We start from the raw sequence: 23,952 nt of genomic DNA on the forward strand, positions 1-23,952 counted from the left end.
GCGAGAAAGTGCAGGTCAACCTATGTCCGTGGGACAGATATGGGACCGTGCACTAGATTCGTCCCCCAAATGATGATCCTGGTAGGTTCATCCCCATGCGCGGGTAGCTCAGTCGGTTAGAGCCGCCGACTCATAATCGGTAGGTCGCGGGTTCGAGCCCCGCCCCGCGCACAAACACCCCTCATGCTGCCGCTGAGCGCTCAGCGCAAGTACAGCTAGGGCAATGCCCGGTCGTGTCTTGCCGGTCGTTCAGGATGGCACGCACGAGCGACCACGATTTCTCGGCCAAATGCCCGTACCACTTCTTAGTGGTGTCGATACTGCTGTGTCCCATCAACTTCGACAGCTCATCGATGGACAGCCCGCCGAGCAACATGCGCTTGGCGTAGCGATGTCGCCACATGTACGGGGTCATCCTGCCGACGTTCCGACGTTCCCGACCCTTGCCGACGTAAGCGATCCTCGCCGAGGCGCGGAGCGACTTCCGAAGCTCGGAATCGGAGTAGGGGCGGCCGTTCGGCTGACGCAAAATCAGCCCGGTTTCGACCCTCCGGGACCTTTGAATATAGGTAACCATCGTCGGCGGTTCCCCATACCCGTTCTCACTAAGGCGCCGATCGAAGACGGCAGCGGCGCGGTTGCCGTACGGTACCGCTCGGCACTCGTCGTCCTTCAACTCTTGAATGGTTTGCGTGCTGGGGTCATAGGACCAGTTGATATAGACGATTCGGTTCTTACGGTCGATGTCCTCCGCGTGCAGTGCAGCCGCTTCGCCTGGTCGCATGCCCGTGTCATCAAGCACGTCGACTACGTCTTGGTACTCCTGCGGCAGGGTCCGTCGAACGGCATGGTGCGCGTCATCCTCGATGAACTTCGGCAGCAGAGGGTGTATGTCAGGCAGGATCACGCCCTTGCACGGGTTGTCGTCGCGAATGCCTTTCTCCACGCAGTAGGCCATGGAGGAACTGAGGTTGTGAACGCACTTGGCGACCGACGACGCTGATAGCCCCGCCTTGATGATCAAGTCGTCATCAACCCACCGCTGAATGTCCGGGGTACTGATCTTCCTGACGTTCTCCTCGTTCCATCGGGGTTCGAGATGGTTGCTGATGCGGCTGTCGTCGCGTCGGGCAGTTCCCGCGCTGACTCGACGTGCCTTGCGCCAATCATCCCGGATGTCACCCCATTTGACGGCTTTCGCGTATTCCGATTCGCGGCGCGGCCCTTCGGTCTTGGCCTTCTCTTCCGCTGCTATGGCCTTGCGGTAAGCCTCCTGCTGTGTCGGGAAGGTTCCGGGTACGTATGCGCGCTTCCCGGCGCCGTCGCGATAGATGCCCCTGTGTTTGCCGGATGGCAGTTGCTCGGTTGAGGGCACTGAATATCTCCTTTTCTTATACTCTGGCCGCACCGGTTGATGCGGCTCGGCGGTTGAGAACGCGTGAAGCGATCGGCGCGAGCCCGTACAGGCAAATCGCAATCGCGGTGCCCTTGAACGCGATTGGATCAGATGCGGGGTAGCCGACCGGGGATGAAAAGAAGCCGTATACGCCGATGAGGGACACCAGGAATCCGGATAGTCCCATGAGTGCCAAAGTGATTCGACCGAACCCCGGTGTCGGAAGAACCGCGAAGGTAGAGGCCATGGTGATAAAACCGGTCGCGAAGATGGCGCTACTGATCAATGCTCCGTAGATGAGCATGCCTGTCCGGTTGAGGCCCGCGTAGGCGGCTACCGACATGGCGATCAGAAGCGCCGTTGCTAGCAGGGTTCCGACAGCGGTACGCCGCGCTGACCAGGCCAGCGCCACGTGTACGCATAGACCGCATAGTCCGACGATTCCGGTTGCTTCGCCGACCCATTCGAGCATGGTCGGTATCTGGTTAGGTAAGGCTTGTATGCCCGAATAAAGGCTGAGAGATGCAAGTCCGATGGTCATTGGCCGACTGCGCGGGCGTGTCCATGATCCGTGACGCATGAGTGCCCCCGCCGCTGCAACGACGCAGGCCGCGAGAGCGGCCATTGTGTCGATCACTCCAGTAATCCCCTTCTTAGCTGTGCACGCCGATCCTGGCGCTTTGCTGCGGCCGTGTCTTGCTCTTTCTGGTCGCTTGATGATCTTTGTGCCCCGTTGCTGCCGGGTGTCGTATTTTCCGTCGCAATTGTTACGCTCGAATCCTCTTCGTTACCAAGACGTTTCGATAACTCGGCGGTAGCTGCCTGTATGACCTTGATCAGGTCCGGCGTCGAGGACGCGTCCGGGTCGAGCGTGAGAGCTGCCGCTATGACCTCCCCTGCGGTCACGTGCCCGGCGTAGATCAGAGCGAGCACAGGATTTTGTTCGAACGTGTGTGCGAACAATAGCACCGGCTCGCATCCCGGCGCAGGAACCTCGAGGTTGCGTCGCACATAGGAGTGGTTGCGTCCGATCGTGGCGCCTACCTGGGTCTGAGCACTGCCGCCGGTGATCGAGTCGTACCAATCGAGCCAGGCGGACTGCTCTGTTGGTTGCTCCGGTGTATCCATAACCAGCAAGTCTGCAACAAATTTGTGCAACCTACAACCTGGGTGAACTGGGCTTTTGCTTCCGGGCTGAACGAATCTGTTGAACACATCTGTTCAAGATCGCTTGCAAAACTGTTCAGCCGGTGGTTGACTCATCACCAGATCGAGGCGGTTGGTTGAAAGACCAGGTGAGAGAGGGTTTTTCGGGTGGGTTTGAAGATCGGAACTTCAACATTGCAGATCACGCCGGGCTTGCTTGACGGCGTGCGGGTGGCACGGGGTTTCACCAGTGACACGGCGTTAGCTGCGGCGTTGGGTGTCAGTCACATGACCCTCAGCCGGGTACGTCGAGGCGCTGAGCCCAGCGGCGTTTTGATCGCGAGTCTTGCGCTGGCGACGGGGCTGAGCATGGACAAAATTGTCCGCGTGGTGCCACGGCGCCGGGCGTGCGGGACGGCCGCGTAGTGGCCGAACGTTGGATGACTGTTGTTGAGGCGGCGCACTACACACGACGTAGCCCGTGGACGATTCGCAGCGCAGCCCGTGCGGGTGAACTACGCGGACACCAGCGCACGCCCGGCGCGTGCTGGCGGTTCCGTGACTGGGAACTAGACGTGTGGCTGAAAGGTAGATAGCCCTGCACGGTGCATGACCGGGTTCGACTCCCGGTCAGGGCGCGACCGAACCTGATTCACTGATCGGTTCGTCATTCCTTTGTTCCCCAACGCATTTCGCTGTGGCTACACCCATGCCGAAAACCGGGTGAACGTGTCGTTTGAAAAATTCATAGAGATAGCCGAAGTGGCGCACCACTGCGAATACGCATGTGCGTCCCGTGTGAAATCGGTTGAGTATGGCCGCGATTGAGCGGCTAGACCTGCTGCCCGTCGACATGTCCGGGCGGTGGAGGGAAAGACCGACGTACGACGTTAGCTCGCCAATGGCAAGGCTCGTTGGTCGAGCGGAATTCTCTTGACACTCGGGAAAGACCGAGAGTCTATGCCACCCATTCGGGGTGCGACCCGTGCGAAGTCGGGTCATAGACACGGCCGAAAAGGCATGGAGGAAGGAACAACAATGACATATTTCGAGCTCACAGAAGAATCGCGGCGCGGCTACTCGGCCGGTAAAGCGCTGCGGCGCATCCGCGCAACAGAAGACCTGCCCCGCCACGGTGTAGCCGCTGGAACTCTCGGCGGATGGGTAGAACACATCAACAACGTAACCGGCGCCGCGTGGGTCGGCGGCGACGCCACCGTGTTCGGTGAAGCCGTAGTTACAGACAGCGCAACAGTATTGGACAACGCAACAGTCTCGGAAGGCGCGAAGGTCTCCGGACAGGCGCGAATCGGAGGCTACGCGTCGGTCAGTGGACGGGCCGCTGTTGGCGAAAGCGCAGAAGTAGACCAGTATGCCCGCATCGAGGGTGACGCACGCGTGTTCGGTGCTGCACGCATTCGTGGTGATGTTGTCATCACGGATAGCGCTCGCGTCGGCGGACAAGCCGAAATCGACTATGACGCAATGGTGAGTGGTCACGCACTAGTGGCCGGTCTTGCGTACGTCAGCGGGGCAGCTCGGATCTACGGCCGAATGAAAATCGACCACGACGCTTACATCGTGGACCCGCAGGACCTTTTCGAGGTAGGCCCTATCGGAAGCGAATGCGCTGGGGTCACCTTGTTTCGCACCAGGACCGGCCACGTTCTTCACGTCGGGTGCTGGACAGGCACGATTGACGAGCTCGCCGCAGAGGTAAGCAAGCGCACTGATGGTTGGTATCACGGCAATGCGCACGAGCATGCGCGATGGAAGGCCGAATACGCCGCACTTGAATCCCTGTGCCGTGTCCGCGTTTCCGGCTGGAAGCCGGTCCAGTCGTGAACCTTCTTCAAACGGTGTCGGGGGAGTGGGAACGTCGGCCCGGCAGTGACTACCGGTTGCAGGTCGGCGGCTATGTGGCGGACGCGTGGACACTCGCATTCGATTCGTTCTGGGTTGTCCAGCATGCGGGGCTGGCAGTCGGGAACGGTGTAGCTGACACGCCGGAGGTAGCGCGGGCCGACGCTGAGCAAGCGATCCTGTCCCACTCACTACAGGGCCACGGTGTCGCCCTTTATGCGCTGAGCTTGGTTGGCTGCCACGCGACGAACCGTATCGAGCTGCCGTTGCCGTCATACGCGGTCGGTGTCCTCGATGGGATAGCCGGAGCGTTCAACGAACCCTATGACGAGCACACACGCGTGCCGACCATGACATTCCGGTTGGCGCAGTGATCGCGGTGCCCGCGTTCACACGCGATGACATCACGGTTATCGAAGATGCCCAGCGGGCCGTAGCTGACTATCTCGACGCAGTGAGCGACCCACGTTTCAGCGGGCTGCCGACACAGCTCGAACGGTTGGCGCGAGACATGGCGCTCACGTTCACGGAGTAACAATCTCACTAGATGAGGGATATATGCTCGCTCATGCGTTGGCCTATGCGCGGGCCAACATTCACGTCATCCCCCTTCGCGGGAAGATCCCACTCACTGAGCACGGCAAAGATGATGCCACCACCGACGCATCCGTCATCGAAGAGTGGTGGCAGCGATGGCCGTTCGCGAACATCGGGCTACGGCCCCCGCGCGGCATCGTCATTCTCGACATCGACCCTCGTAATGGGGGAACAGTCGAATCCTTGGGGCATATACCGCCAACCCGGACAGCGCGCACAGGTTCGGGCGGCTGGCATATGTGGCTGCGCTACCCACATCCGGTACGCGGCAAAGTAATCGACGCGCCCGGCGTCGACGTGAAGACACACACGGGCTACGTCGTCGCGCCTCCATCCATTCACCCCGAAACCAAACGCAAGTACCAATGGATCAACCAGGCACCAATACAGCAGTTGCCCCATCACCTACGCGACCGCATCCGCATACCGGACGAACGTCTCACGCGGACAACGGAACACGCGAAGTCAAGCGACAGTACCGGGCTCGCTAAGCGCGTCTCGGAAGCTCAACCGGGCGAACGGAACAACATCCTGTTCTGGGCGTTCGCATGCGCATTCGAAGAGGGCGCCAGCCCGGAAGCTCTCGCCGCAATCGTGGACGCGGCACGTTCGATCGGACTATCCGACACCGAAATCACTCGCACCATGCAATCGGCGGAACGGCGCCGGTAAGAAAGGAACACACCCATGACAAGCACGGACGACAAGTTGGTGTACGTCGCGTACACGCAGGCCAAGGTGATTGACCATCTGCTAGGAGAATTGAAGCAACAAGGCGAGTTCTACGCGGACGCAATACTCTTCCCGTTCAACCTGCCCGCGCTGAATCTGTTGGAGTCGGACACGTCGGATGCTGCCGTTGCGGCGCAGGCGGAAACAGGCAATAACTCTTGGGAATTCACCGATGGCGACCCTGAGCCAAACGACGTGCGTTTCGTCGCCACAGGGTCGGGTGATACCTACGAGCGACGGGCGGACGGCTGGCAGCTGTATGTCAATGACGTGCAGGGCGAACGGTGGGGCGTGCCTGCCAAGACATGGGCGCAACTGCTCACCGAAGCAACAGCGTTCGGCCCCCTCTACGCAGTGAAGCCGGACACGGCAACGGCGTCTGCCGAGCCTGCCGAGTACTCGCTTGCCGACGCGGCGGAGGTCTTGAAGGCGCACGGCATCAAATCAGGTCAGCGCCGATTGAAGGCCCGCCTGTACGCGATCGGCTGGACTGACGGGTTGAATCTGCCGACACGTGAAGGTGCGCCGCACCTGGTAATCGCTGAGCCTGCGAACCCGGACACCGGGCGCAACGCCGTTGTGAGGGTGAGGGATTCGGGTGTGCGTGCGCTGATCGAAGGCTACGGGGTGACGTGGCAGCGATGACGTACACAGAGGACGACATCGAGGCAATCGACCGGGCAACAGACATCGCACGGAACATGCGGCCAGATGCAGCGTCCGCGCTGCTGGTGATCCGTGATCACGTGCGACAAGCAATCGATGAGCAGGCGCAAATTACTGCGCTCTCCGACGCGGTCGAGCCGTTCCGGGGTGTTGCCGCGCTCGCGTGGTTGACGTGCCGTGACGCGGGATTGGCCGGTTCGTTGCGAAAGCTGGCATTCGATGAGCTGCCCGCGCAATTTCAGCTCCGCTATGCGCTGTTCGCGCGAACGGCAATCGAAAACGATCGCATGATGCGAGCGGCAATGCCGAATGAGGGGTATTTGTGACGGACTACACGGCTAAACGTGACCGGTGGGGGCGCCCACTATTGATCCCTCCGGGCGGTGGGGAACGCGCAGCCTATATGCGTGCATCCACCTTGGCGAAAGCATTGGATGATGGTTCGACGCTGGCGCGTTGGCAGCGGTCCATGACCATGTTGGGATTGGTCAAAGACGAATCTCTCTACGCGCGTGTGGCTTCCCTGCTGTCGCGAGATGGCGACCGAGCGTATGAGAAGAACAGGACCGCACTGCGTGAGATTGCCGACCAAGCAATGTCGGCGGTTGGAGCGGGGCAGAAGGCCAACAAGGGCACCAGCGTTCATGAGTTCACGGAAGTAATCGATGACGGCCGGTGGCCGGAATTCGTTCCAGCGAAACTAGTGCACCCGCTGCACGCGTACCGGAAAGTGATGCTTGACCTGAGTGTCAAGGTTGTTGATACGGAAGTGTTCGTTGCGGTGGACGAGCTGAAAACCGCTGGGTCGCTTGACCGTTTGGTAGAAATCGACGGACGCGTGCATGTCGCGGACATCAAGACGGGCGCGAACGAACCCGACTATCCGCTTGGCGTGACCACTCAGACCGCGATCTATTCGCGGGGTAAACGCTACAACCTGCGTGCTGATGAGCGGTCCGACCTGTGGCCGGGCGGAGTCGACCAGGAACGCGGTGTACTGATTCATCTGCCGCTCAATCCCATTGGGACCGAGTACCGCTGTGACCTCTACTGGCTGGACTTGACGCGCGGATGGGAAGCCGCGCAAACGGCACTCGACGTGCGGGAAATCCGCAAGATTCCAAAGTTGGAGCGAATCTCATGAGCTTGACTCATTTTTCCGAAGTACTGGCGTTGCCCTCGTTTGAAGACAAGCCCGACTGTGCGTGCTTCACGGTCGCGGTGAACTGGCGTGACGGACATCGCGTGTTCTCCTGTGGCTGTGGCGATTTCCGGATAAGTAGCACCCGGACCGCGTGAGAGCCCACATTGATGCTGGCAACGATTTTGCATATATCTCTGATCATGTGCGCGGTTGCGTGGACGGCTACGGCTGCCGCGTTCATCGCGCTGTTGTGGAAGGTGCGTTAGTTAGATGGGCTTTGAAAAGAACGATGAGTATGTGGAAGTTCCGGAGCGCATTGTCGAGTTCCGAACGAAGTACCCGGAGGGCTCTTTGCAGCCTGTCAATCCGGCCGAGCCGTACAAGGTCGAGAACATTGACGGGCAAACGGTGATCACGTACGCGGCTGCCGCGTATCGAACCCCGCACGATCCTCGACCAGGAATCGGCGTCGCTCAGGAACCGTTTCCGGGCCGGACTCCATACACCAAGGGGTCGGAGATTCAGAACGCCGAAACAAGCGCGTGGGGTCGGGCGATGGTGGCTGCAATGGCTGTCGACACCAAGCGGGGGATCGCATCTGCGGTGGAAGTCCGCAACCGCAAGGCTGAACAGGAGGCCGAAGCGGCTGCACTGAATGAACTGCGGGGCAAGGTGGTTGAGGCTTTCAAGGCTTCCGGAATGAACCCCGAGGAGTTGATTGCGCTGTTCGTGGAATGCGGCGGAGCAGGCAAACCGACCGCGTCCAACGACACGGAAGCGCTGTCGAAACTGTTGCAGGAGATGACGACCCGTACGGCTGAGGTTCCCGCGTGATGGGCCTGTGGGAGTTCCTTGCATGGGTCTTTATGACTGCGTGCGTGATCGTGTTGTGCGGGGTGGTTGACGGATGGCTGTAGCCGATTGGCGGACGCGGGGGCTGTGCACTCAGCCCGGCGCAAATCCGTCCGCGTGGTACGTCGAGAATCTGCCAGCGAACAACCGGGACGCCGCTGCTGCCCGCTTGTGTGCCGGTTGCCCTGTGCCTGTCGAATGCGCTTCTGACGCAATCGAACCGATAGACATGACGGCTCTGTTGGGCACCGACGAACCACCCGACGTTATCGAGGTGTCCGGCGTGGTTCGCGCCGGAGTGCCCACCTAAGCCGATGAACGCGATTCGGGCGCTGGCGTCCATCGCGGGCGCACAACCGGGCTGTAATGCCGACATCATCGAGCGCGTACGTCAGTACGGCCGTAGCTGCCTGTCGTGTGAGGTCCCGTTGCTGCCGGTGGCGCGCGTGAGCGAACTACCGCAGTGGGTGCGCAGGCATCGTGGACGCGGTCTCTGTGACAGTTGCTATTCGGCAGCCGCGAGGGCGGCGCCGCGTAAGGCTGGGGCGCCGCCCTCGCATTGCCGGGGATGCTGTGAACCGTTGATCACCCGTCGGCAGAAGCGTGACGGTGCGCCCGGCAAAGTGCACGACCACCGGGGTTTGTGTGCGCGGTGCTCGTCACGCGTCCGGCGCAGCTCGCGGGCGGCTGCGCGGGCAGCCGAACCGGTCCGGCAATCACCAGTTGCCCGGCTGGCGGCTATCGCTGGCGTGGCCGCGTCATCGGACGCGGCGGAATACGAGCGCGCGGCGAAGTACGACCGTCGCTGTAGAGGGTGCGCCGCAACGCTGACGCAATCGCGGTCGAAACAGTTGCCGCAAGACCTGAAAAGACACCGGGGGCAAGGGTTTTGCAACGCGTGCTACATCCGCGAACGCACTAGCGGAAGGCTCACGACGGTAGCGCCGAAAGGGTCGCGTCCAGCCAAATGCATTGAGTGTCAACGACCTTTGGTGACACGAAAGCAACAACTCAACGGCGAGACCGGCGCGTTGCATCGCGCTGGCGGGATGTGCGCCACGTGTCACAAGCGGGCCGAGCGAGACAAGGAATCCGAAAAATTCTTAGCCGGGTTCCGTGAGAAATACGGGGACGAGGGTAGATGAAGGTCGAGAGCGAAACATTCGAAAAGCATGTGCGCCGACTGGCGGCGGAAAGTCCGGACTACGTGTATCGCACCACTCAGGGGTGCACGTACGTCCGCTACGGCCGTGACGGCGAGTGGTGTGGTGACTGCCTGATCGGCGGCGCGCTCATCGCGTGCGGTGTTCCAGCGAACGAGCTGCACGCGATCGACGCGGCGGAGTACACCACAGACGACGAATGGGAACTGGCGCCGAGCGCGCGAATCGTCCTGCGGCACTACGGGATTAGTCCCGAAATGGCTGACTGGGGTGACATCGTGCAGCAGCACCAGGACCACAGGCATTCGTGGGGCGATTCGGTGCGGGCGGCTGACCGGTTGATGTTGATTCCTAAGCCGGGGCGTGCGATCGAGGTCCGGCGCAGCGTGCACCTTGATAGCGCCTAGTGATGTCTGGGCCGAGCGCTCGCTGATCGGGCTAGCGCTCACCCACCCGCAAACGCGTGACACGTTCCTGACGTTGCGTGCTGGCGACTGGTTCCAAGCTGCACACGCGGACGTGGCAGCCGTGATCGGGGACATGTTCCGTGATGACATTCCGGTCAGCGCGGTCACTGTTCATGGTGAGTTGGCGCGGCGTGGCAAGGCTGTTGTCACGGACCAGTGGCTAACCGAGGTAGCGCAAGAGGCATGGCAGCCGGAAACGGCTCCTAGGCTCGCGGAGACCATCAAACGGCACGCGGGCAGCCGGACCCTGATTCGATCGCTCAGGGACGCTCTAGGGGCGCTGGAATCACCGGATGCGGCTGCGGACGTGCGAGCGATCACAGCGCAGCTGCGCGGCGGGCTCGACCGAGCCGAATCCACTGTGACCCCATCGGCCAACGCGATCGGCCCGACACCGCTGGGTGAATTTCTGGCGGTCGAGGACCGGTACAACTGGCTGGTTCCCGGAGTGCTCGAGCATGGCGAACGGTTGGTGCTCACGGGCGGTGAGGGCGGCGGCAAGTCTGTGCTCATTTCGCAGATGGCGGCAACGATCGCTGGCGGGGTGCACCCGTTCACGGCGGACGTGATGCCGAATCAACCGGCGCACCGCGTATTGGTGATCGATTGCGAGAACTCGGCGGCACAGTCACGGCGCCGGTACAGGTGGATCACTCGCAAAGTCGACCAGGTCAGAGAGCAGGCGGGAGCCGACCCGGTTCGCTGGTCGGATCGGATCGCTATCGACATGCGCCCGGCTGGAATCGATCTGTGCAACGCCGCTGACGCGGCATGGCTGGAGAATCATGTATCCGCTTGGGAGCCTGACGTTTTGGTGCTCGGGCCGTTGTACAAGCTCCATCACCAAGACCCAAGCTCTGAGACTGCCGCGCGTGAAATCGCCTGGCGCATAGACGGGCTCAGGGAACGGCACGGGTTCACGCTGTTCACCGAAGCGCACAGCGGCAACGGGACGGACGTAGCGGGACGCCGGAATATGCGCCCCATCGGTTCGTCTCTGTGGCGTAGGTGGAGTGAGTACGGGTTCGGTCTCGCGCCAAGTGAGGGAAAAGCGCTAGTGAATGGTCGCGCTCAACACGTGGATGTTGTGGCGTGGCGTGGTGCACGCGAGGAACGGTGTTGGCCCACATCGTTTCGATGGGGCGAATTGCTCCCGTGGTGGCCTGACGACGAATATTTCGACAGAGCAAGCGAATGGAGTAACAAGTAAATGGCAACAGCTTTGATTTCCTCGGGTACCGGTTTCATCATCGGCGATATCGACTTGCGGATGATGCCGAATGGGCAAGCGGTGCTGAACATGCCGCTTGCATTCTCGCAGTCCTACAAGGATGAGCAGTCCGGTGATTGGAAGAAGACGAACGAAATCGTTGTCCGGGCTGCGCTGTTCGGTCCGCTCGCTGAGTGGGCTGCCGACAACGTCCAGACCAAGACCGAGGTGTTCGTTTCCGGCGTGGTGTACGAACGAGAATGGACCGATGGTGAGGGCGCGAAGCGCAAAAGCGTTGAGATGAAGATTCATTCGTTCGGCCCGGCGCCACGCAAGGGCTCCAACGGCAGCGGCGGCAAGTCCGGCCGGAAGTCGAGCGGCGGCGCGGCTAGCCCGTGGGATTCGGAAGATTCGGGCGGCATCTAACCGTCATGTGACAGTTCTGTAGGTGGGGCATCCGTCGAGGGTGCCCCACCTTTTCTATATCTAAGGGAGGTAAGACAATGAGATTGGCTGATTTGTCGTGGAGCTCCAGCGAACTTGGGCGGCTTGCTGCCGAGCTGCGCCACGCCGGTTATCCCGAACCCGCGCGCACGATTGACTTCGTGTCGAAGCGCATGACTAGCGACGAGTTCAATGCATCGTTGGCGACTGCGCTGCAAGAAACCCACAGCGGCAACGTTGAGCAGATGTGTGAAAGTGGCGTGTGGCCGTACTTGGCCGGGGTAGCTCGCGATTTCATCGATCATGAGAAGTTCGATGCGGTGGCAGATCTTCCGTCCGATCGCTATTTCTGGGCTGAGGGTGTAGGGCCGTGGACTATCTACCGATTCACGCCGACTGGCGGCCGTGCCGTTGAGGCAAGGTCTTTCGGCAATCTGAGTGTGCACGGTTGGCAACATGCTCGACAGTTGGCGGTCGCGGAGCGTGGCCCGTTCCGCCTGGTTCCCACTGAGATGGTGAAGGCGTTGGAGCGTGGGCAATGACCGAGGACGAATACACGACGCGTGTTCTTGAGCAAATCGCGGTCTTTGATGAAGCCCGACCGGTCTTCCAGGAGGCTCGCGGGCGCATGGACCGCGCCGTTTCTGAAATGCGGGTGCTGCGTGAACAGTGGAGAGAAGAGAACCCCGACGTGCCGATTCCGAAGGTGACCGTCTGATGTCTCCTCTTGCGTACCCGGAACCGAAGGACCGGATAACGGAGGGAGAGTTTCGCGCGCTGTACGGACCCCTGCAAGCGGAGATCACCGCGAATCTGGACGCGACGATTGCCGCCACGGAAGTACTCGAGGCGCACGCCAAACTCGCAGAGGCACTGAGGTTGCTACGGCTGCGGTGGGTCCGGGAGAACCCTGGTGTGCCTGTGCCTTACGTCGACATCGGCGACTGAGGTTAACGGGGGGCGCGTTGCCGAAAAGAGCGGGGGAGAAGGTGACGCCGGAACCAACCGGCGCACCGTTGGTCGCGACTCCTAATCGTGGCCTTGATCAATGGTTGCGGTCCGGTCGAATGCTGGAACCGGCGACATCAGAAGTCATTCGTCGTTTGAAAGCTGAGGGAAAGATTGTTTGAAGTACAGGCTGCGGCTCTGCGCGTGCAGATCGCACCCGATACCAGCGCGGTCGGATCTGTGACCGACGTTGCCACCTTGTTCAGTGATGCGGCAATCATCGATCGCGTGATCGGCTTGATCGATACCTACAACGATGACCCGTTCATCACGTCGCCGTTGTCCGCGTTCATGCGTCAATTCCGGGACGTGTACATCCGGGACCGTATTCACGCTATGAACGGCGGGAGATCATGAGTGCCAGCTTCGAATTTCTGACGGAACTGCGGGACATGGCACGAACAGATTGGGGAAACATGGATATCCGGATCGCGTCAACCGTCGAAGATATCGCACGGCTCGATGGTGCGATTGATGTTTTGCGGCTAGAGCGCGAATACACCTTGGCGGACAGCGTCGCAAGGTTGCGTGTCGACATGTTGCGTCGTGTCGCGCTGTTTGAAAAAGAACAGATCGAGCGTGAACAGCAAGCCGAGCTAGCCAGCGTCGGCGGTGTCGCTGCGGCACGCAAAGGATGGGAAGCGCTTCGAGCTCGTAACCCGAAATTCGATGGTGCGACAGAGTTTCCGACGTTCGACAGTCTTCCGCACCCGAAGAAAATGGAGTACGCGACGTTCGCGCACGCCGTGCTGTCCGGCATCTATGAATGCTCGGCGGCCAACGACACGCTGACATGGACCTACCGCGATGGCACATCCGTGACCACCACTGCCCCGTAGATGTCTCGTCCGTGCACGTGGCCTACATGTCTCAGCGACGCGCAGGCCACCCAACTTGCAGCAGACATCGTGACGGAGCTGTGCGGGCGCACGGCTCCGATCCGACCAGACAAAACCATCGAATGCGGATGTGTAGATGAAGGGCAGTCATGCCGAACGCTATGAAACGTAAGGGCGACGTTTACGAGCGCGCTTTGCTGAAATACCTACGGGCGAACGGATTTCCGGGAGCCGAACGAACCAGGGCAGGTTACGAGCGTGACGGCGGAGACTTCCACTTAGATCCCCTGGTGGGGACGGCGCCGGGGGTGATCGGGCAAGCGAAGAACGTCGTCACCCCGCGTTGGCGGGAATGGCTCGATGGCCTGAGCGACCAGATCAAGAACTCACGCGCCGAGCTCGGGTTTCTCATCTGGAAGCGGAAAGGCATCACAGACCCGGCTGAACAGCTTGCGGTAATGCCGTTGCGTGAGTTCCTGACACTGCTGCGTCGCGCCGGATACGGTACGCCACTTGATATTTGGACACAGTGTGAGGACTGCGGCGGGCGTATCAACTGGCTCGCAGCTCCTACTGGTGGTTGGTGGGCACATTCCGCACATCCCGCCGACAACCACGATGCGGTGACTTCCCTGCGGGTGGATGAAGACATGAACAGCCGTGGTGAGTGGGTGACCGCACGCAATCAGAGAGGAGGTCTCATCGATGCATGAGGCAGTGAAAACGTTTGTGGTGGAGGGCGACGCGTGAACGGTCAGGTTGTGCCGTCGCTGCGGTGTGCTCGGCACACGTCGGCGGAACCGGTGATGGTGTGGAGGCCGGGCAGCTGGCTATGCCGTGACTGCACGGACCGGCTGGCATTTCTGATTGATCAAACGCCCCGGATGGTCGAGTGGATCAGGGCCAACATTGAACGAGGCGCGCGTATCGATCGGGAAGGATCGAACCCGAATGGCGCGAGTTCGCAAGCGCCGTGCGATGTAGACGCGATAGACCAGGCCGACGCGGAGCTGAGGATGCTTTCGCGCTGGTGTGCATATGCGGGGCTGCGGCGTCTGCCGGGACCAGTGCATCGTGACAACCACGGGGTTGCGCGCATGATTCGCGCCGGGGATACCGGTGTTGTTGTGTTCGCGGCGCGTTGGTTGTCGGCGGAGCTGCCGAAGTTCGAGACTCGCGGTTGGGTGGTGGAGATGTTCGCGGATGTCGAGAAGGTTCGGCGCCGGTCTGAACGCCGGTGGCCGCTGGCGGAGAAGGTTCGTGCTGAACCGGGTCCGGAGTTGCAAGGCGCTCTGTTCGCGTAGTATTGGTGGCGCGATCTTCCGGTGGTAGGTACTGCCGGGGGCGTGATTACCCCCGTTGAAAAGCCTCTCAGATTCGCTCTGGGGGGCTTTTCTCGTTGGTGGGGTAGTTCGGGGTGGATCTGGGGTGGTCGTGGTTCACGGAATCAAACAGCGGCGTCCCTACCATGTCACTGTGACTGACCTCACAACGTCATGTTGGTGCTGGCAGACGGGTTCTAGTCTCGCTATGTCGTAAGTCGGTGGCCGCGACGGCTTTACAACACTCGGTAGGGGGCATGCGACTATTCCTTATGTCGAGCGAAGCGAGACACCAAACGAGCGAAGCGAGAGCGGTAGAAGAGTGAAGGTTCACCTACACGCCATTTGAAGAATCACCAGGCCCCGAAGGGGTAAAGAGACTAATCAACTTCTAATTATGTTGTGGGAGTAAACCAGTGCTCGACGCATTGATGCGACTGCGTGAGATTGCCGAATCGTCCGCCGCTCAACCAAACCCGACAAGTGTTCGCGGCGCAGACCTTCCCGTTCAACCGAAGATCGCGCGCACGTGGCTCACAGAGGCCGAAGCGGTAGAGCTCACCGGCCGGTCACGATGGACTATCAGGGATTGGCGACTAGGCGGCTTGCTCACGTGCCAGAGCGGCTACGGTGCTCGGATGTACCGGCGAGACGAGTTGATCGCTGTGCGGGACGCTCAGGCCGAGAACTACCGGCGCGGAGTGACGCGACCACGCCACCCGCGTGTGCCGACGTGCGCCGGACAGCTGGCGCTAGCGGTCTAGAACGCGAGAAGGGCCACCCCGCGATGCTGGGGTGGCCCTTCTTCTTTTGGTACTAGTCGAATTTCTGATTGACGATTTCGTCTAGATTCCCCTGATGAGCCTTGACGAAATCCGTGCACTGGCCCAATGTCCAGTCCTGCGGATAGACCTGCTCGAAATTGTTGTAGATGTACCGTCGAAGCTGTTGCCGACGCTGCTCAATGGTGCTCATGCGATTGCCTCTGTGTCCACGTTGGTAAGGGTGAGTTCGGGAAAGCTGGCGCTGATGATCTTAGGTAGCCAGATGTCGTGACCGAACCCCCAGTACTGCACCCGTATACGGTTCGCGGAAGCGTTAGACGGATGTACGTGCAGGGCGGTCACTATCACCGTTGTTGTTGTCTGCTCAGTGCCACTGTTCCAGGTAAGCACGATCGGATTGCCGGTGAGCGACGCAGATATGAGCATGCTGCACCTGTCGAGATCCATGCTCGTAAGGTCTTGCAGTTCGTGCGCCAGGTCTGATTGGTTCGGCCAGTGCATTTCGGTCCGAGCGTTCAGCCCCTGCGGGAAATCTGCCCACGTTGTCGTCGTGAATGGCGCCATGCTAGTTCCCCTTGTTCGTTTTGATCATAGCGGTAATTCGATCGTAGTCTTTTCTGATTGCGCGTCCCTGTCGACGGGTGAACTCATCCACATCAGGCCCTAGAAAATTGTCTACGTGCAGCTCGAGGTGATACAGAAGCTTGTCTATCTTTTCGGTATCGAGCTGGCCGTAGTGGGCTCTCCATCCTCGGCCGACACGCTTGAATTCTGGCTCTGGAATATCTGGATTCTCGCGGTGAAATTCGGAGCAACCTGGGTCAAGGCAAGCGTCATAGGTTGTGCCGCTGACGATCACCTCGACCCGGTTGCTTCCGCTGCGTGGTTCGGTCATCCGAAAGCGATGTCTCCGAGCATCGCGACTTGAAGCACCGCGTCAGCGTCGACCGCGTCCATGTCTGCCTCATCCACGTTCAACAGCATATTCCGGCACTGTTTCTTGAGGCTGGCCCTCGCCTCAAAATCTTTGCCACTGATCTTCCGGAATGCCGCCATGAGATCCTTGTGCCGGATTTCCTTCGTGATGGTTTCGCCGTCCCGCGTGGGGTCCTCGATGGTGACACGCCACATCCAGCCTGCGGGGGCATCGAACGGGAATTCAGCCGGATACTCCCAGTCTCGATCGAGGCTCACCCACCAAGACCAGTTTGCCGGGAATCCGGTACCGAAGATCATGGTTTCGCTGTCGGTCTCTGTGGCCGCTTTGATCGTGGTCGACATGAATTTTCCTCCCTGGCGTGTTCGTTCCAGTGCGACTGTATAGACCCTATACAGGACTGTCAACGGTTCTTTCTCGATGACTTGAAGTTCGGGCTGGCCTTTCCGAGGAAGTTCCGGATGGTGGGCCTGGTCATTCGGAACATCGTTGCCAGCTGCGTCTCTGGTACGCCCTTGCCGTTCGCGTTCAGGTCGGTCATCTCCGCACTCAGCGCCGCGCGTACGTCCCTCAGTCGGTCTTGTGCCGCGTCGTACTGGCCTCGTAGCAGGGCTGCACGCAGCTCGATCACTGCGCGTTGCTGGTCATCCGCGACAACGCTTGGTGTCAAGAAGGGGAGCAGTTCGAGCGGGTCGGCAACCTCCGCGCCCGTCGCAATCGTGACCGCGTCGACGCCGGACAGCAGGGCTTGTGTAACTGCGTGCTCGACATCCGGCAACGGCGTGTGGTCCGGGGTGTCTCGGCGCGCTAGAAGGGCCTCTATCGCCGCCCGGCGTAGTTCGATCAGGTCTGTCGGCATGTATAGGGACTATACGCAGGGGATTTGTGTATGTCAGCGGTCTGAATTGATCTGAAGTTCTGCTATCGGTTGCGCTGGCTGTATAGACCCTATACAGTCGAACTCGCTTGAGTTGATTACGTGGTCCGTACCGGCAATGGTGCGGGTTGCGTTGGCAACTCCATGCATTCATAACGTTTCCCACGCACAGGAAGAACGCACCCAATGATCACTCAGGATGACGCGCGCAACGGATACGTGTTTCTCGACGGCCGTATCGGCATCGATGGCGCAATGCTGTTGCTCAGCACGGAGAACGGTGTAGCTCATGTGACCGAGCATGGCGACGGCTTCCATATTGACGTGTTCCCGTCGCATGCTCCGCGCGGTAAGCGGCATCCGGGCTATTTCATCGCGTGGAAGCTCGAAAACGCATTGCGTGTAGGTGCACGCATGCTTGAATTCATAGGAAAGGGATACGAAATTGGATAGGCGCGATGCTGCTAGAATCGCCTCAACATCGGAAGGAGTCGGAGCCGTGACGTACACCTACACGTGGACTGTCGAGCGCAGGGAAGACGAAAACAGTCCGTGGTTGCTACTCGACATGGGCACGGAATCGTCTTCGCTCGATATTCATCTCTTCTTGTCCCGTAAGCGCGACGAGTTGGAAGCGTGGGACTTTGACGAGCCGAACATGGATCTGAAGGTGTACGACTGGCCCGTGGAGAAGCGCCGGAAGCGGGATAACGCGGCATGAAGACTGAACGTTACTGGCTTGCGCAGGAATTGACAGACGAAGTCAACCGGCATTACGCCTGGTGCATCGGGGTCGCAGGTGGTTTCCAAGTCCGGGTGGCTGCACAGAAGCAAACGGCAACCGCTAAGGCGCGCACGGCAGGGAAGATCGAGGGTTTGCGCTTGGCCGCCGCGCACGCTCTGACTGTCGCGCAAGGTCTGTCGGAGGAGGAAGCCGAAGTGATAGTGCGAAACGACTTCAAGCGCTACCTTGCTGCTGCGGCGATAGATGCCGAGAAGAGCGAAACGCTGTGAGGAGCAACAGAAGGCGTACGCCATGGCCGAATTGAAGCTGACACCGCAACAAATTCAGATCCTTCGACGCATGCGCAACATCGAAGCAGGGACGAGCCGCAAAGTGCGACCGTTCAATGAGAACGGCACATTAGCGGATACCGAGGTTGCGATACATGAATCTGGGACCATTGGCGACTCAAGCGGCATCCATCTTTCAACGGTTAAAGCGTTCGCGCGTCTCGGGCTCTGTACAGAAGTCAAAGTGTGGTCAGACTACGACGATTGGCTTACGCGAACCGGCACACGTCGGCGGATGTGGGAAACCAAGCTCACCGCCCTCGGTAAGACGCTGAAGCTGGACGAACAAACGGAACAGGTTCAGATCCGCGTATTTCGGAAGGATGTCTACAGCGGGTCCGGTTCCGTATCGGTTGACGACGCGCGAAAGTCGATAGCGCATTGCGAGTCGGACCCCGGAAGGTTCGAAGTGACGCGCGCCGGTGTGCTGGTTCAGGTGCAGGATTTGAGCGAAGAGACGCTGTTCGCCTACTGGTTCCCCAACGATGAAGAGACCACACAGTCGAGCAACTGAATAGACCCTATACAGGATAGGGCGTAGCTGTTACGCTCGTTCCATATTCCGACAAGGAGCAAACATTATGCGCACAGTAACGCTTTACGGAACCGACGCGATCGCAGCGGCCAAGACGCTTCCGAATGGGGCGGTTATCCGGGAATCCGAGCTTTTTAGTGACGGGACGCGCGAGTACGACCATAACCACGGGCAAGTCAGTGTGGACACCATGGTTTCCGCTCTGGAAGGATGGGCACGCAAATTCAGAACTGCTGATTCCGTGCACTTCACGTACACGCCCGATGGCGAGGGGAAGCCCAGTGCGGCGCACGAGAGCATTGCTGTTGTGAACATCCTTTGTGATGGTGAACAGTATGTTCGGTTCTTCGAGGTCAACAACCCGTTTAGTCGCGCTACGGCTGAGTTGGTAGATTTGTAGACAGCGGGACAGACCGCAGGCCGTAAGCGCCTCGCAGCACCAAGCAAAGGTGCTGAACGACAACTAAATACATGCATCGCAGACCCCCGGACGCCAGCGCGGCACCGGGGGTCTTGCTGTTTCTATACCGCTCCCCAGTGGAGAGCTGGCAGCTTCCCCCCGATGTTGGGGTGTGGCATCGGCGTGCGATTGAGGCGTGGTCAGCAATCAACGTTTGGAGGAAATCATGAGTGCAGGCATGAGCTTTGATCAGTGGGTGGAGATCGGTAAGGCTGCCGTCGCTATCGGCAAGCTCGTTCTTCCCATCCTGGGGGCGATTCTGAGCGCCCTCTAGCCCTTCGGGGCGTCCCGGTGTCGGCCGGGGGAGCTTCGGCAACCTCCGGCCGACACCGGGCCATACAGGCGTGTAGCTCAACGGGTAGAGCGCCGGTCTCATAAGCCGGAACGCGGTGGTTCGAGCCCACCCATGCCAACGAAGCCACGGGTACCCAACCTCTAGCGAGTGTGGCACGGGATACCGGTTCAACTCCGGTCCGCTAGAGGACACAAGCAACCCAATCCGGTAGTGGGTGAATATCCGGAGCGTTTTGCCGTGCGGAGGGGTCACGGCAAGCCGGGCGCGTAGCTCAACTGGTAGAGCAGGCGACTTTTAATCGTCGGGTTCGGGGTTCGAGTCCCTGCGCGCCCACTCGTTTCCCCCGTGGTGTAACGGCAGCACATCGGATTTTGGTTCCGATAGTTCAGGTTCGAAACCTGGCGGGGGAGCGTTGAAAGCTGCTGCGGCGTAGAGGGTTCTCGTCGTGAGGGTAAGCGGATGTAGCTCAGTGGTAGAGCGGCGGTCTCCAAAACCGTTGGCGCGGGTTCGATTCCTGCCATTCGTGCTAGTCCATCAGTTCGGATGCATACGAGCTGAAAACTCTGGAAGTAGCTAACCAGGGGGACAAATAACGGTAGTCGTCTAGTGGCCTAGGACTCTCCCGCTGAGGGGGCAACGTCGGTTCGAATCCGACCTACCGTGCTTAGCGGTCCGTGAACAGGGAGTTCACGGGGCAACAGGGGCATGCACTCCCCGCCGCGTTGTGGAGGTTCCAAGTCGGTACAAGGGCATGTCCCGTTGCGCGACTAGGTACGTCGAAGGGTCACCCGGCATATGGAGGCATCCGCCGGGCGGACGTTCGCTTGCTTGGAACTTAAGAACGAGGCGCCGCTACGCGCCTACTCCACACCTTCCGTCTAGCCAGTGGTGACAGTCGCGGGGGTGAGATGTTCACACGCTCACCCCTACGCCTTGCCCTCGAATCAGGCGACCGTAAAGCCATCATCAAAACGGTTCGGGCGAGAGCTCATGTCGACCCCGTTTCCGGCTGCCACATTTGGCCGCTACGTCCCAAGGACCCGTATCCGAGGGTCACTGTCGGGCGCCGCACAATCGACGTTCACAGGGCCGTTCTGGAAGCGCGCCTAGGTTATCCGCTCGGGGACATGGCCGCACACCACCGTTGCAGCGTCGCCCGTTGCGTGAATCCTGATCACCTACAGCCGGTTACGCAAGCGTCGAACGTCGCAGAGATGTTGGCGCGCACCTATTACGTGTCGCGCATTCGAGCGCTAGAAGCCGCGTTGTCCGCGATCCGCCCATGCCATGAGTTATTGCGTGGGTACCCCGATTCTGATGTCGCAAAACCCGTCTGACCTGCGGTTATATGCCAGCCGGCCGCGGCCGGCTGGGACTGCGGGGTCACTTGCAGTTAACCCCGATCGAGACCGGAGGCACGCGGGTTGAGCCGCACCTACAGAGACCGAGACAACTACCGCGAACACCGACACGAAAGCGGCTTCTCGCGACGCAACACGCGTCGGCAAGAACGCAACAAGGTTCGGGACCACATCCGGCATGAGCGGTTCGAAGACGCGGATACGCGACAGACGAAAAACACCGAAGGGTGGCTAAGCCATTGAGCACTACACAGCGTGACGAAACAGGCTGAGCACTAACAGGTTTCGCAACGATCACACCTGCACACCAACCGTGAGGACGCCAAACATGCTCAACCGCAACAAGCGCAAGCCGACCCGTACCAGCTCGACCCCCCGTAGCGCCAACGACCAGGCCGCGCCGGTCACCTACTTCGGTGGCGGTTCCGTCGAGGCCACTCACACCGCGCCCAGTGCACCCAGCTGTGACACTTCGTTCAGCGCAGGGGATTGCGGCGCGTTCTAAATCGAGGTAACCACGAATGCCTGATCTGGTGATCACGCGAGGGTGGCCCGGCAGCGGCAAAACAACCTACGCCCGGCAATGGGTCACTGAAGCACCACGCCGAGTAAAAGCGCCCTCCCGCGACGACTTACGCGCCACCCTCTACAACGGCGCTGGCGTACTCGCCTACCCACAAGAAGACCTCATCACCGAAGTGCAAGAACAAGCCGTACGGACCCTGATCAGGGCCGGGCACTCAACCGTCGTTGATGACACAAACTTGCGTACGAGCTATGCGCAGCGCTGGGCGACCCTGGCGGACAAGCTCGGCGCCGGATTCCACGTGATCGACATGGAATCCGACCTTGCAACCTGCCTGGCGCACAACGAAGCGCGGCGCGCAGCTGGCGGACGGTACACAGACCCTCGCGCCATCGAAGGAATCGCACAGCGGTTCCCGATAACCCAGTGGCAGCCGATCACAGCACGGCCCGCGCTTGAGGTGGAACCGTACGTGAACGACGCGACCAAACCGGACGCGTACATCGTTGACGTAGACGGCACCATCGCGCACATGCACGGGCGCGGCCCGTTCGACTGGACGCGCGTAGGTGAGGACTCCCTAGATTTCGAGGTCGTAGACCTACTGCTCACGCTGAAACTCGGCAACCCGAACGCTCAATTCATTGTCGTATCCGGCAGATCCGATATTTGCCGTCCGGAGACTCTCGAATGGATTCGCCGCTATTGGGCGGAACCGGACGCGCTGCACATGCGCCGACATGGCGACGTACGCCGAGACGACATTGTCAAGCTCGAAATCTTCAACACCCACATCCGGCATCAGTTCAACGTGCTCGGCGTTTTTGACGACAGGAACAGTGTCGTAGCGATGTGGCGACAACTCGGACTCAAATGCTTCCAAGTAGCCGAAGGTGACTTCTAACAGTGAAATTCGACGCACCCAAGAACCCGAACTACGCAGCCACAGTCACGGCAGTCAGGGTGATCAAACCGCTTCCCGGACGCGACAAGATTGTCTCTGTTCCCTTGTACGGATACGAAGCGATCGTGCCCAAGGCATGGCAGCCGGGCGAACTCGGCGTGTTCATCCCGGCGGAATGTCAGCTGTCGCACGACTACGCCACCGCAAACAACATGTACCGGCACTCCGATCTGAACGAGAACCCCGAAGTAACCGGATACCTCGAAGACAACCGGAGAGTCAAAGCTATTCGTCTCGGCGGGCATCCATCGAACGCATTGTTCATGCCACTCGAATCTCTAGCGTTCACCGGTGTCGACGTGAGCGAGCTCCGTGAAGGTGACACATTCGACGTACTGAACGGAGTTGAAATCGTCCGCAAGTACGAGCGTCCCCGCAAGAGCAACGGCATGAGCACAAGCGGAAACCAGGCCCCGAAGTCCTCACGTATCGACAAGTTGCACTTTCCGGAACATCTCGACACGTCGAACTACTTCCGCATGTCCAACAGGATCGAACCGAGCGACTTCCTGTGGGTCAGCCAGAAATTGCACGGAACAAGCGTGCGGTTCGGGCGCACCGTTGTGCAACGCAAGCTCACCCTCCGGGAACGTCTCGCACGACGCTTCGGCGTCTCGGTACAAACCACCGAATACGCGAACGTGTACGGCAGCCGACGCGCCATCAAGGACGCATCAAACCCCGACCAGGCGCACTACTACACCACCGACATTTGGACTATCGCCGGACGCAAATACGACGAGGTCATACCCTCCGGATACCTGGTGTACGGCGAACTCATCGGATGGACACCAGACGGCACGCCACTACAGACGGGCTACACCTACGGGGTACCTCCGGGCCGATCCGACCTGTACGTGTACCGCGTCGCCACCATCAACCCGCAAGGGTTCATGACTGACCTGTCATGGCCGCAAGTCGAAGAGTTCTGCACAAACCATGGGCTTGCGACAGTACCGCTGCTGTGGGCTGGATACGCAGAGAACTTCGACGCTGACGCGTGGATGAACAAACGCTACGCAGATCAGGGATATCGAGCCGTACCACTCGAACCAGGCGACACCGTAGATGAAGGCGTAATCGTCCGCATAGACGGACTCACACCACGCATCTACAAAGCAAAAGCGAGCCGCTTCCTTGAGCACGAAACCAAGTCGCTGGATGACGACAACGCAATAGACATGGAAGAACTCGGAAGCCTCACCGAACAAGCGACGCACACAGCAACCGACACGGTAGAAGCGCGTGCGTCCACTGGTGAACTTGTGAGCAGCGTTCCATAGAACGGA

At 60.1% G+C, this 23,952-nt stretch carries 35 protein-coding genes and 6 tRNA genes; 35 read left to right on the top strand and 6 right to left on the bottom strand.

Translation table 11 applies throughout. The features are described from left to right. Nucleotides 1-97 precede the first annotated feature (97 nt). Nucleotides 98-171, top strand: a tRNA-Ile gene (locus NN4_RS31820). A gap of 10 nt (nt 172-181) precedes the next feature. Here the strand turns inward: NN4_RS31820 and NN4_RS31825 are convergent. The 3 genes from NN4_RS31825 to NN4_RS31835 form a co-directional block, all read right to left on the bottom strand. Further along, the gene (locus NN4_RS31825) at nt 182-1,375 is read right to left on the bottom strand and encodes a tyrosine-type recombinase/integrase (RefSeq protein WP_147139174.1); all 1,194 of its coding nucleotides are present in this window, start codon (nt 1,373-1,375) and stop codon (nt 182-184) included. 16 nt (nt 1,376-1,391) lie between these two features. Beyond that, nucleotides 1,392-1,937, bottom strand: coding sequence for a hypothetical protein (locus NN4_RS31830; protein ID WP_147139176.1), 546 nt, complete (start codon nt 1,935-1,937; stop codon nt 1,392-1,394). 92 nt (nt 1,938-2,029) lie between these two features. Continuing rightward, entirely contained in the window at nt 2,030-2,524 is a 495-nt protein-coding gene (locus NN4_RS31835) for a hypothetical protein (protein WP_147139179.1), read from the bottom strand. 249 nt (nt 2,525-2,773) lie between these two features. Between NN4_RS31835 and NN4_RS46995 the strand changes: the two genes are divergently transcribed. From NN4_RS46995 to NN4_RS45275, 21 genes are all read left to right on the top strand, one after another. Next, nucleotides 2,774-2,968 carry a helix-turn-helix domain-containing protein gene (locus tag NN4_RS46995; protein ID WP_371865779.1) on the top strand — a complete coding sequence of 65 codons (195 nt, stop codon included), beginning with the start codon at nt 2,774-2,776 and terminating at the stop codon, nt 2,966-2,968. Between the two features lie 14 nt (nt 2,969-2,982). Then, entirely contained in the window at nt 2,983-3,138 is a 156-nt protein-coding gene (locus tag NN4_RS47000) for a helix-turn-helix domain-containing protein (protein WP_147139184.1), read from the top strand. A gap of 442 nt (nt 3,139-3,580) precedes the next feature. Further along, nucleotides 3,581-4,387: an LbetaH domain-containing protein gene (locus NN4_RS31850; RefSeq protein ID WP_147139186.1), complete on the top strand. Its 807-nt coding sequence runs from the start codon at nt 3,581-3,583 to the stop codon at nt 4,385-4,387. Further along, entirely contained in the window at nt 4,384-4,779 is a 396-nt protein-coding gene (locus NN4_RS31855) for a hypothetical protein (RefSeq protein WP_147139187.1), read from the top strand. The genes NN4_RS31850 and NN4_RS31855 overlap by 4 nt, the downstream gene beginning before the upstream one ends. Nucleotides 4,780-4,963: 184 nt before the next feature. Next, the gene (locus tag NN4_RS31860) at nt 4,964-5,674 is read left to right on the top strand and encodes a bifunctional DNA primase/polymerase (RefSeq protein WP_147139189.1); all 711 of its coding nucleotides are present in this window, start codon (nt 4,964-4,966) and stop codon (nt 5,672-5,674) included. Between the two features lie 15 nt (nt 5,675-5,689). After that, nucleotides 5,690-6,379, top strand: a complete 690-nt coding sequence (locus NN4_RS31865) for a hypothetical protein (RefSeq protein WP_147139191.1) — start codon at nt 5,690-5,692, stop codon at nt 6,377-6,379. After that, the gene (locus NN4_RS31870; RefSeq protein WP_147139193.1) at nt 6,376-6,726 is read left to right on the top strand and encodes a hypothetical protein; all 351 of its coding nucleotides are present in this window, start codon (nt 6,376-6,378) and stop codon (nt 6,724-6,726) included. The genes NN4_RS31865 and NN4_RS31870 overlap by 4 nt, the downstream gene beginning before the upstream one ends. Before the next feature lie 77 nt (nt 6,727-6,803). Continuing rightward, on the top strand, nt 6,804-7,544 hold the full coding sequence (locus tag NN4_RS31875) for a hypothetical protein (RefSeq protein WP_147139195.1): 741 nt from the start codon (nt 6,804-6,806) through the stop codon (nt 7,542-7,544). A 270-nt stretch (nt 7,545-7,814) separates the two neighbouring features. Further along, a complete protein-coding gene (locus NN4_RS31880; protein WP_147139197.1) occupies nt 7,815-8,378 on the top strand; it encodes a hypothetical protein in 564 nt (187 codons plus the stop codon). A gap of 73 nt (nt 8,379-8,451) precedes the next feature. Then, nucleotides 8,452-8,706, top strand: coding sequence for a WhiB family transcriptional regulator (locus NN4_RS47005; RefSeq protein WP_147139199.1), 255 nt, complete (start codon nt 8,452-8,454; stop codon nt 8,704-8,706). A gap of 831 nt (nt 8,707-9,537) precedes the next feature. Beyond that, a complete protein-coding gene (locus tag NN4_RS31890) occupies nt 9,538-9,966 on the top strand; it encodes a hypothetical protein (protein WP_147139201.1) in 429 nt (142 codons plus the stop codon). Continuing rightward, complete coding sequence (locus NN4_RS31895; RefSeq protein WP_147139203.1) at nt 9,923-11,236, top strand: AAA family ATPase; 1,314 nt, start codon at nt 9,923-9,925, stop codon at nt 11,234-11,236. The genes NN4_RS31890 and NN4_RS31895 overlap by 44 nt, the downstream gene beginning before the upstream one ends. After that, nucleotides 11,237-11,662: a single-stranded DNA-binding protein gene (locus tag NN4_RS31900; protein WP_147139205.1), complete on the top strand. Its 426-nt coding sequence runs from the start codon at nt 11,237-11,239 to the stop codon at nt 11,660-11,662. A 77-nt stretch (nt 11,663-11,739) separates the two neighbouring features. Then, nucleotides 11,740-12,222: a hypothetical protein gene (locus tag NN4_RS31905; protein ID WP_147139207.1), complete on the top strand. Its 483-nt coding sequence runs from the start codon at nt 11,740-11,742 to the stop codon at nt 12,220-12,222. Continuing rightward, on the top strand, nt 12,219-12,398 hold the full coding sequence (locus tag NN4_RS31910) for a hypothetical protein (protein WP_147139209.1): 180 nt from the start codon (nt 12,219-12,221) through the stop codon (nt 12,396-12,398). The genes NN4_RS31905 and NN4_RS31910 overlap by 4 nt, the downstream gene beginning before the upstream one ends. Further along, a complete protein-coding gene (locus NN4_RS31915; protein ID WP_147139211.1) occupies nt 12,398-12,628 on the top strand; it encodes a hypothetical protein in 231 nt (76 codons plus the stop codon). Before NN4_RS31910 ends, NN4_RS31915 begins: the two co-directional genes overlap by 1 nt. A gap of 174 nt (nt 12,629-12,802) precedes the next feature. Then, nucleotides 12,803-13,045 (top strand): hypothetical protein, encoded by a 243-nt coding sequence (locus NN4_RS31920; protein WP_147139213.1) that lies wholly within the window; start codon nt 12,803-12,805, stop codon nt 13,043-13,045. Next, the gene (locus tag NN4_RS31925; RefSeq protein WP_147139215.1) at nt 13,042-13,527 is read left to right on the top strand and encodes a hypothetical protein; all 486 of its coding nucleotides are present in this window, start codon (nt 13,042-13,044) and stop codon (nt 13,525-13,527) included. Before NN4_RS31920 ends, NN4_RS31925 begins: the two co-directional genes overlap by 4 nt. A gap of 161 nt (nt 13,528-13,688) precedes the next feature. Continuing rightward, nucleotides 13,689-14,240: a hypothetical protein gene (locus tag NN4_RS45270; protein ID WP_186818731.1), complete on the top strand. Its 552-nt coding sequence runs from the start codon at nt 13,689-13,691 to the stop codon at nt 14,238-14,240. Between the two features lie 33 nt (nt 14,241-14,273). Continuing rightward, nucleotides 14,274-14,831 (top strand): hypothetical protein, encoded by a 558-nt coding sequence (locus tag NN4_RS31935; protein WP_147139216.1) that lies wholly within the window; start codon nt 14,274-14,276, stop codon nt 14,829-14,831. An 876-nt stretch (nt 14,832-15,707) separates the two neighbouring features. Next, on the top strand, nt 15,708-15,905 hold the full coding sequence (locus tag NN4_RS45275) for a hypothetical protein (RefSeq protein WP_186818732.1): 198 nt from the start codon (nt 15,708-15,710) through the stop codon (nt 15,903-15,905). A 294-nt stretch (nt 15,906-16,199) separates the two neighbouring features. Here the strand turns inward: NN4_RS45275 and NN4_RS31945 are convergent, their stop codons facing one another. From NN4_RS31945 to NN4_RS31955, 3 genes are read right to left on the bottom strand one after another with little or no spacing between them, the layout of a single operon-like run. Next, complete coding sequence (locus NN4_RS31945; protein WP_147139220.1) at nt 16,200-16,529, bottom strand: hypothetical protein; 330 nt, start codon at nt 16,527-16,529, stop codon at nt 16,200-16,202. Then, nucleotides 16,526-16,915, bottom strand: a complete 390-nt coding sequence (locus NN4_RS31950) for a hypothetical protein (protein ID WP_147139222.1) — start codon at nt 16,913-16,915, stop codon at nt 16,526-16,528. Before NN4_RS31950 ends, NN4_RS31945 begins: the two co-directional genes overlap by 4 nt. A 59-nt stretch (nt 16,916-16,974) precedes the next feature. Beyond that, nucleotides 16,975-17,430, bottom strand: a complete 456-nt coding sequence (locus NN4_RS31955; protein ID WP_147139224.1) for a hypothetical protein — start codon at nt 17,428-17,430, stop codon at nt 16,975-16,977. A gap of 204 nt (nt 17,431-17,634) precedes the next feature. On the opposite strand from NN4_RS31955, the gene NN4_RS31960 reads away from it, so the two are divergent. From NN4_RS31960 to NN4_RS32015, 13 genes are all read left to right on the top strand, one after another. After that, complete coding sequence (locus NN4_RS31960) at nt 17,635-17,901, top strand: hypothetical protein (RefSeq protein ID WP_147139226.1); 267 nt, start codon at nt 17,635-17,637, stop codon at nt 17,899-17,901. Between the two features lie 46 nt (nt 17,902-17,947). Beyond that, on the top strand, nt 17,948-18,169 hold the full coding sequence (locus tag NN4_RS31965) for a hypothetical protein (protein ID WP_147139228.1): 222 nt from the start codon (nt 17,948-17,950) through the stop codon (nt 18,167-18,169). After that, the gene (locus NN4_RS31970; RefSeq protein WP_147139230.1) at nt 18,166-18,462 is read left to right on the top strand and encodes a hypothetical protein; all 297 of its coding nucleotides are present in this window, start codon (nt 18,166-18,168) and stop codon (nt 18,460-18,462) included. The genes NN4_RS31965 and NN4_RS31970 overlap by 4 nt, the downstream gene beginning before the upstream one ends. A 22-nt stretch (nt 18,463-18,484) precedes the next feature. Continuing rightward, nucleotides 18,485-19,036, top strand: a complete 552-nt coding sequence (locus tag NN4_RS31975; RefSeq protein ID WP_147139232.1) for a hypothetical protein — start codon at nt 18,485-18,487, stop codon at nt 19,034-19,036. Nucleotides 19,037-19,103: 67 nt separating this feature from the next. Beyond that, nucleotides 19,104-19,457, top strand: coding sequence for a hypothetical protein (locus tag NN4_RS31980; protein ID WP_147139234.1), 354 nt, complete (start codon nt 19,104-19,106; stop codon nt 19,455-19,457). 196 nt (nt 19,458-19,653) lie between these two features. After that, on the top strand, nt 19,654-19,791 hold the full coding sequence (locus NN4_RS45280; protein WP_186818733.1) for a hypothetical protein: 138 nt from the start codon (nt 19,654-19,656) through the stop codon (nt 19,789-19,791). A gap of 66 nt (nt 19,792-19,857) precedes the next feature. Next, a tRNA-Met gene (locus NN4_RS31985) sits at nt 19,858-19,930 on the top strand. A 142-nt stretch (nt 19,931-20,072) separates the two neighbouring features. Next, nucleotides 20,073-20,145 (top strand) — tRNA-Lys (locus tag NN4_RS31990). A gap of 6 nt (nt 20,146-20,151) precedes the next feature. Further along, nucleotides 20,152-20,222, top strand: a tRNA-Gln gene (locus NN4_RS31995). Between the two features lie 45 nt (nt 20,223-20,267). Continuing rightward, nucleotides 20,268-20,338 (top strand) — tRNA-Trp (locus tag NN4_RS32000). A gap of 66 nt (nt 20,339-20,404) precedes the next feature. Beyond that, nucleotides 20,405-20,475, top strand: a tRNA-Gln gene (locus NN4_RS45285). A 1,219-nt stretch (nt 20,476-21,694) separates the two neighbouring features. Then, nucleotides 21,695-22,603, top strand: a complete 909-nt coding sequence (locus NN4_RS32010) for a phosphatase domain-containing protein (RefSeq protein ID WP_147139237.1) — start codon at nt 21,695-21,697, stop codon at nt 22,601-22,603. 2 nt (nt 22,604-22,605) lie between these two features. After that, complete coding sequence (locus NN4_RS32015; RefSeq protein WP_147139240.1) at nt 22,606-23,946, top strand: RNA ligase family protein; 1,341 nt, start codon at nt 22,606-22,608, stop codon at nt 23,944-23,946. The last annotated feature ends 6 nt before the right edge of the window (nt 23,947-23,952 follow it).

The sequence above is a fragment of the Nocardia ninae NBRC 108245 genome, from assembly GCF_007990755.1.
In the GTDB taxonomy this organism is placed as follows: Bacteria; Actinomycetota; Actinomycetes; order Mycobacteriales; family Mycobacteriaceae; genus Nocardia; species Nocardia ninae.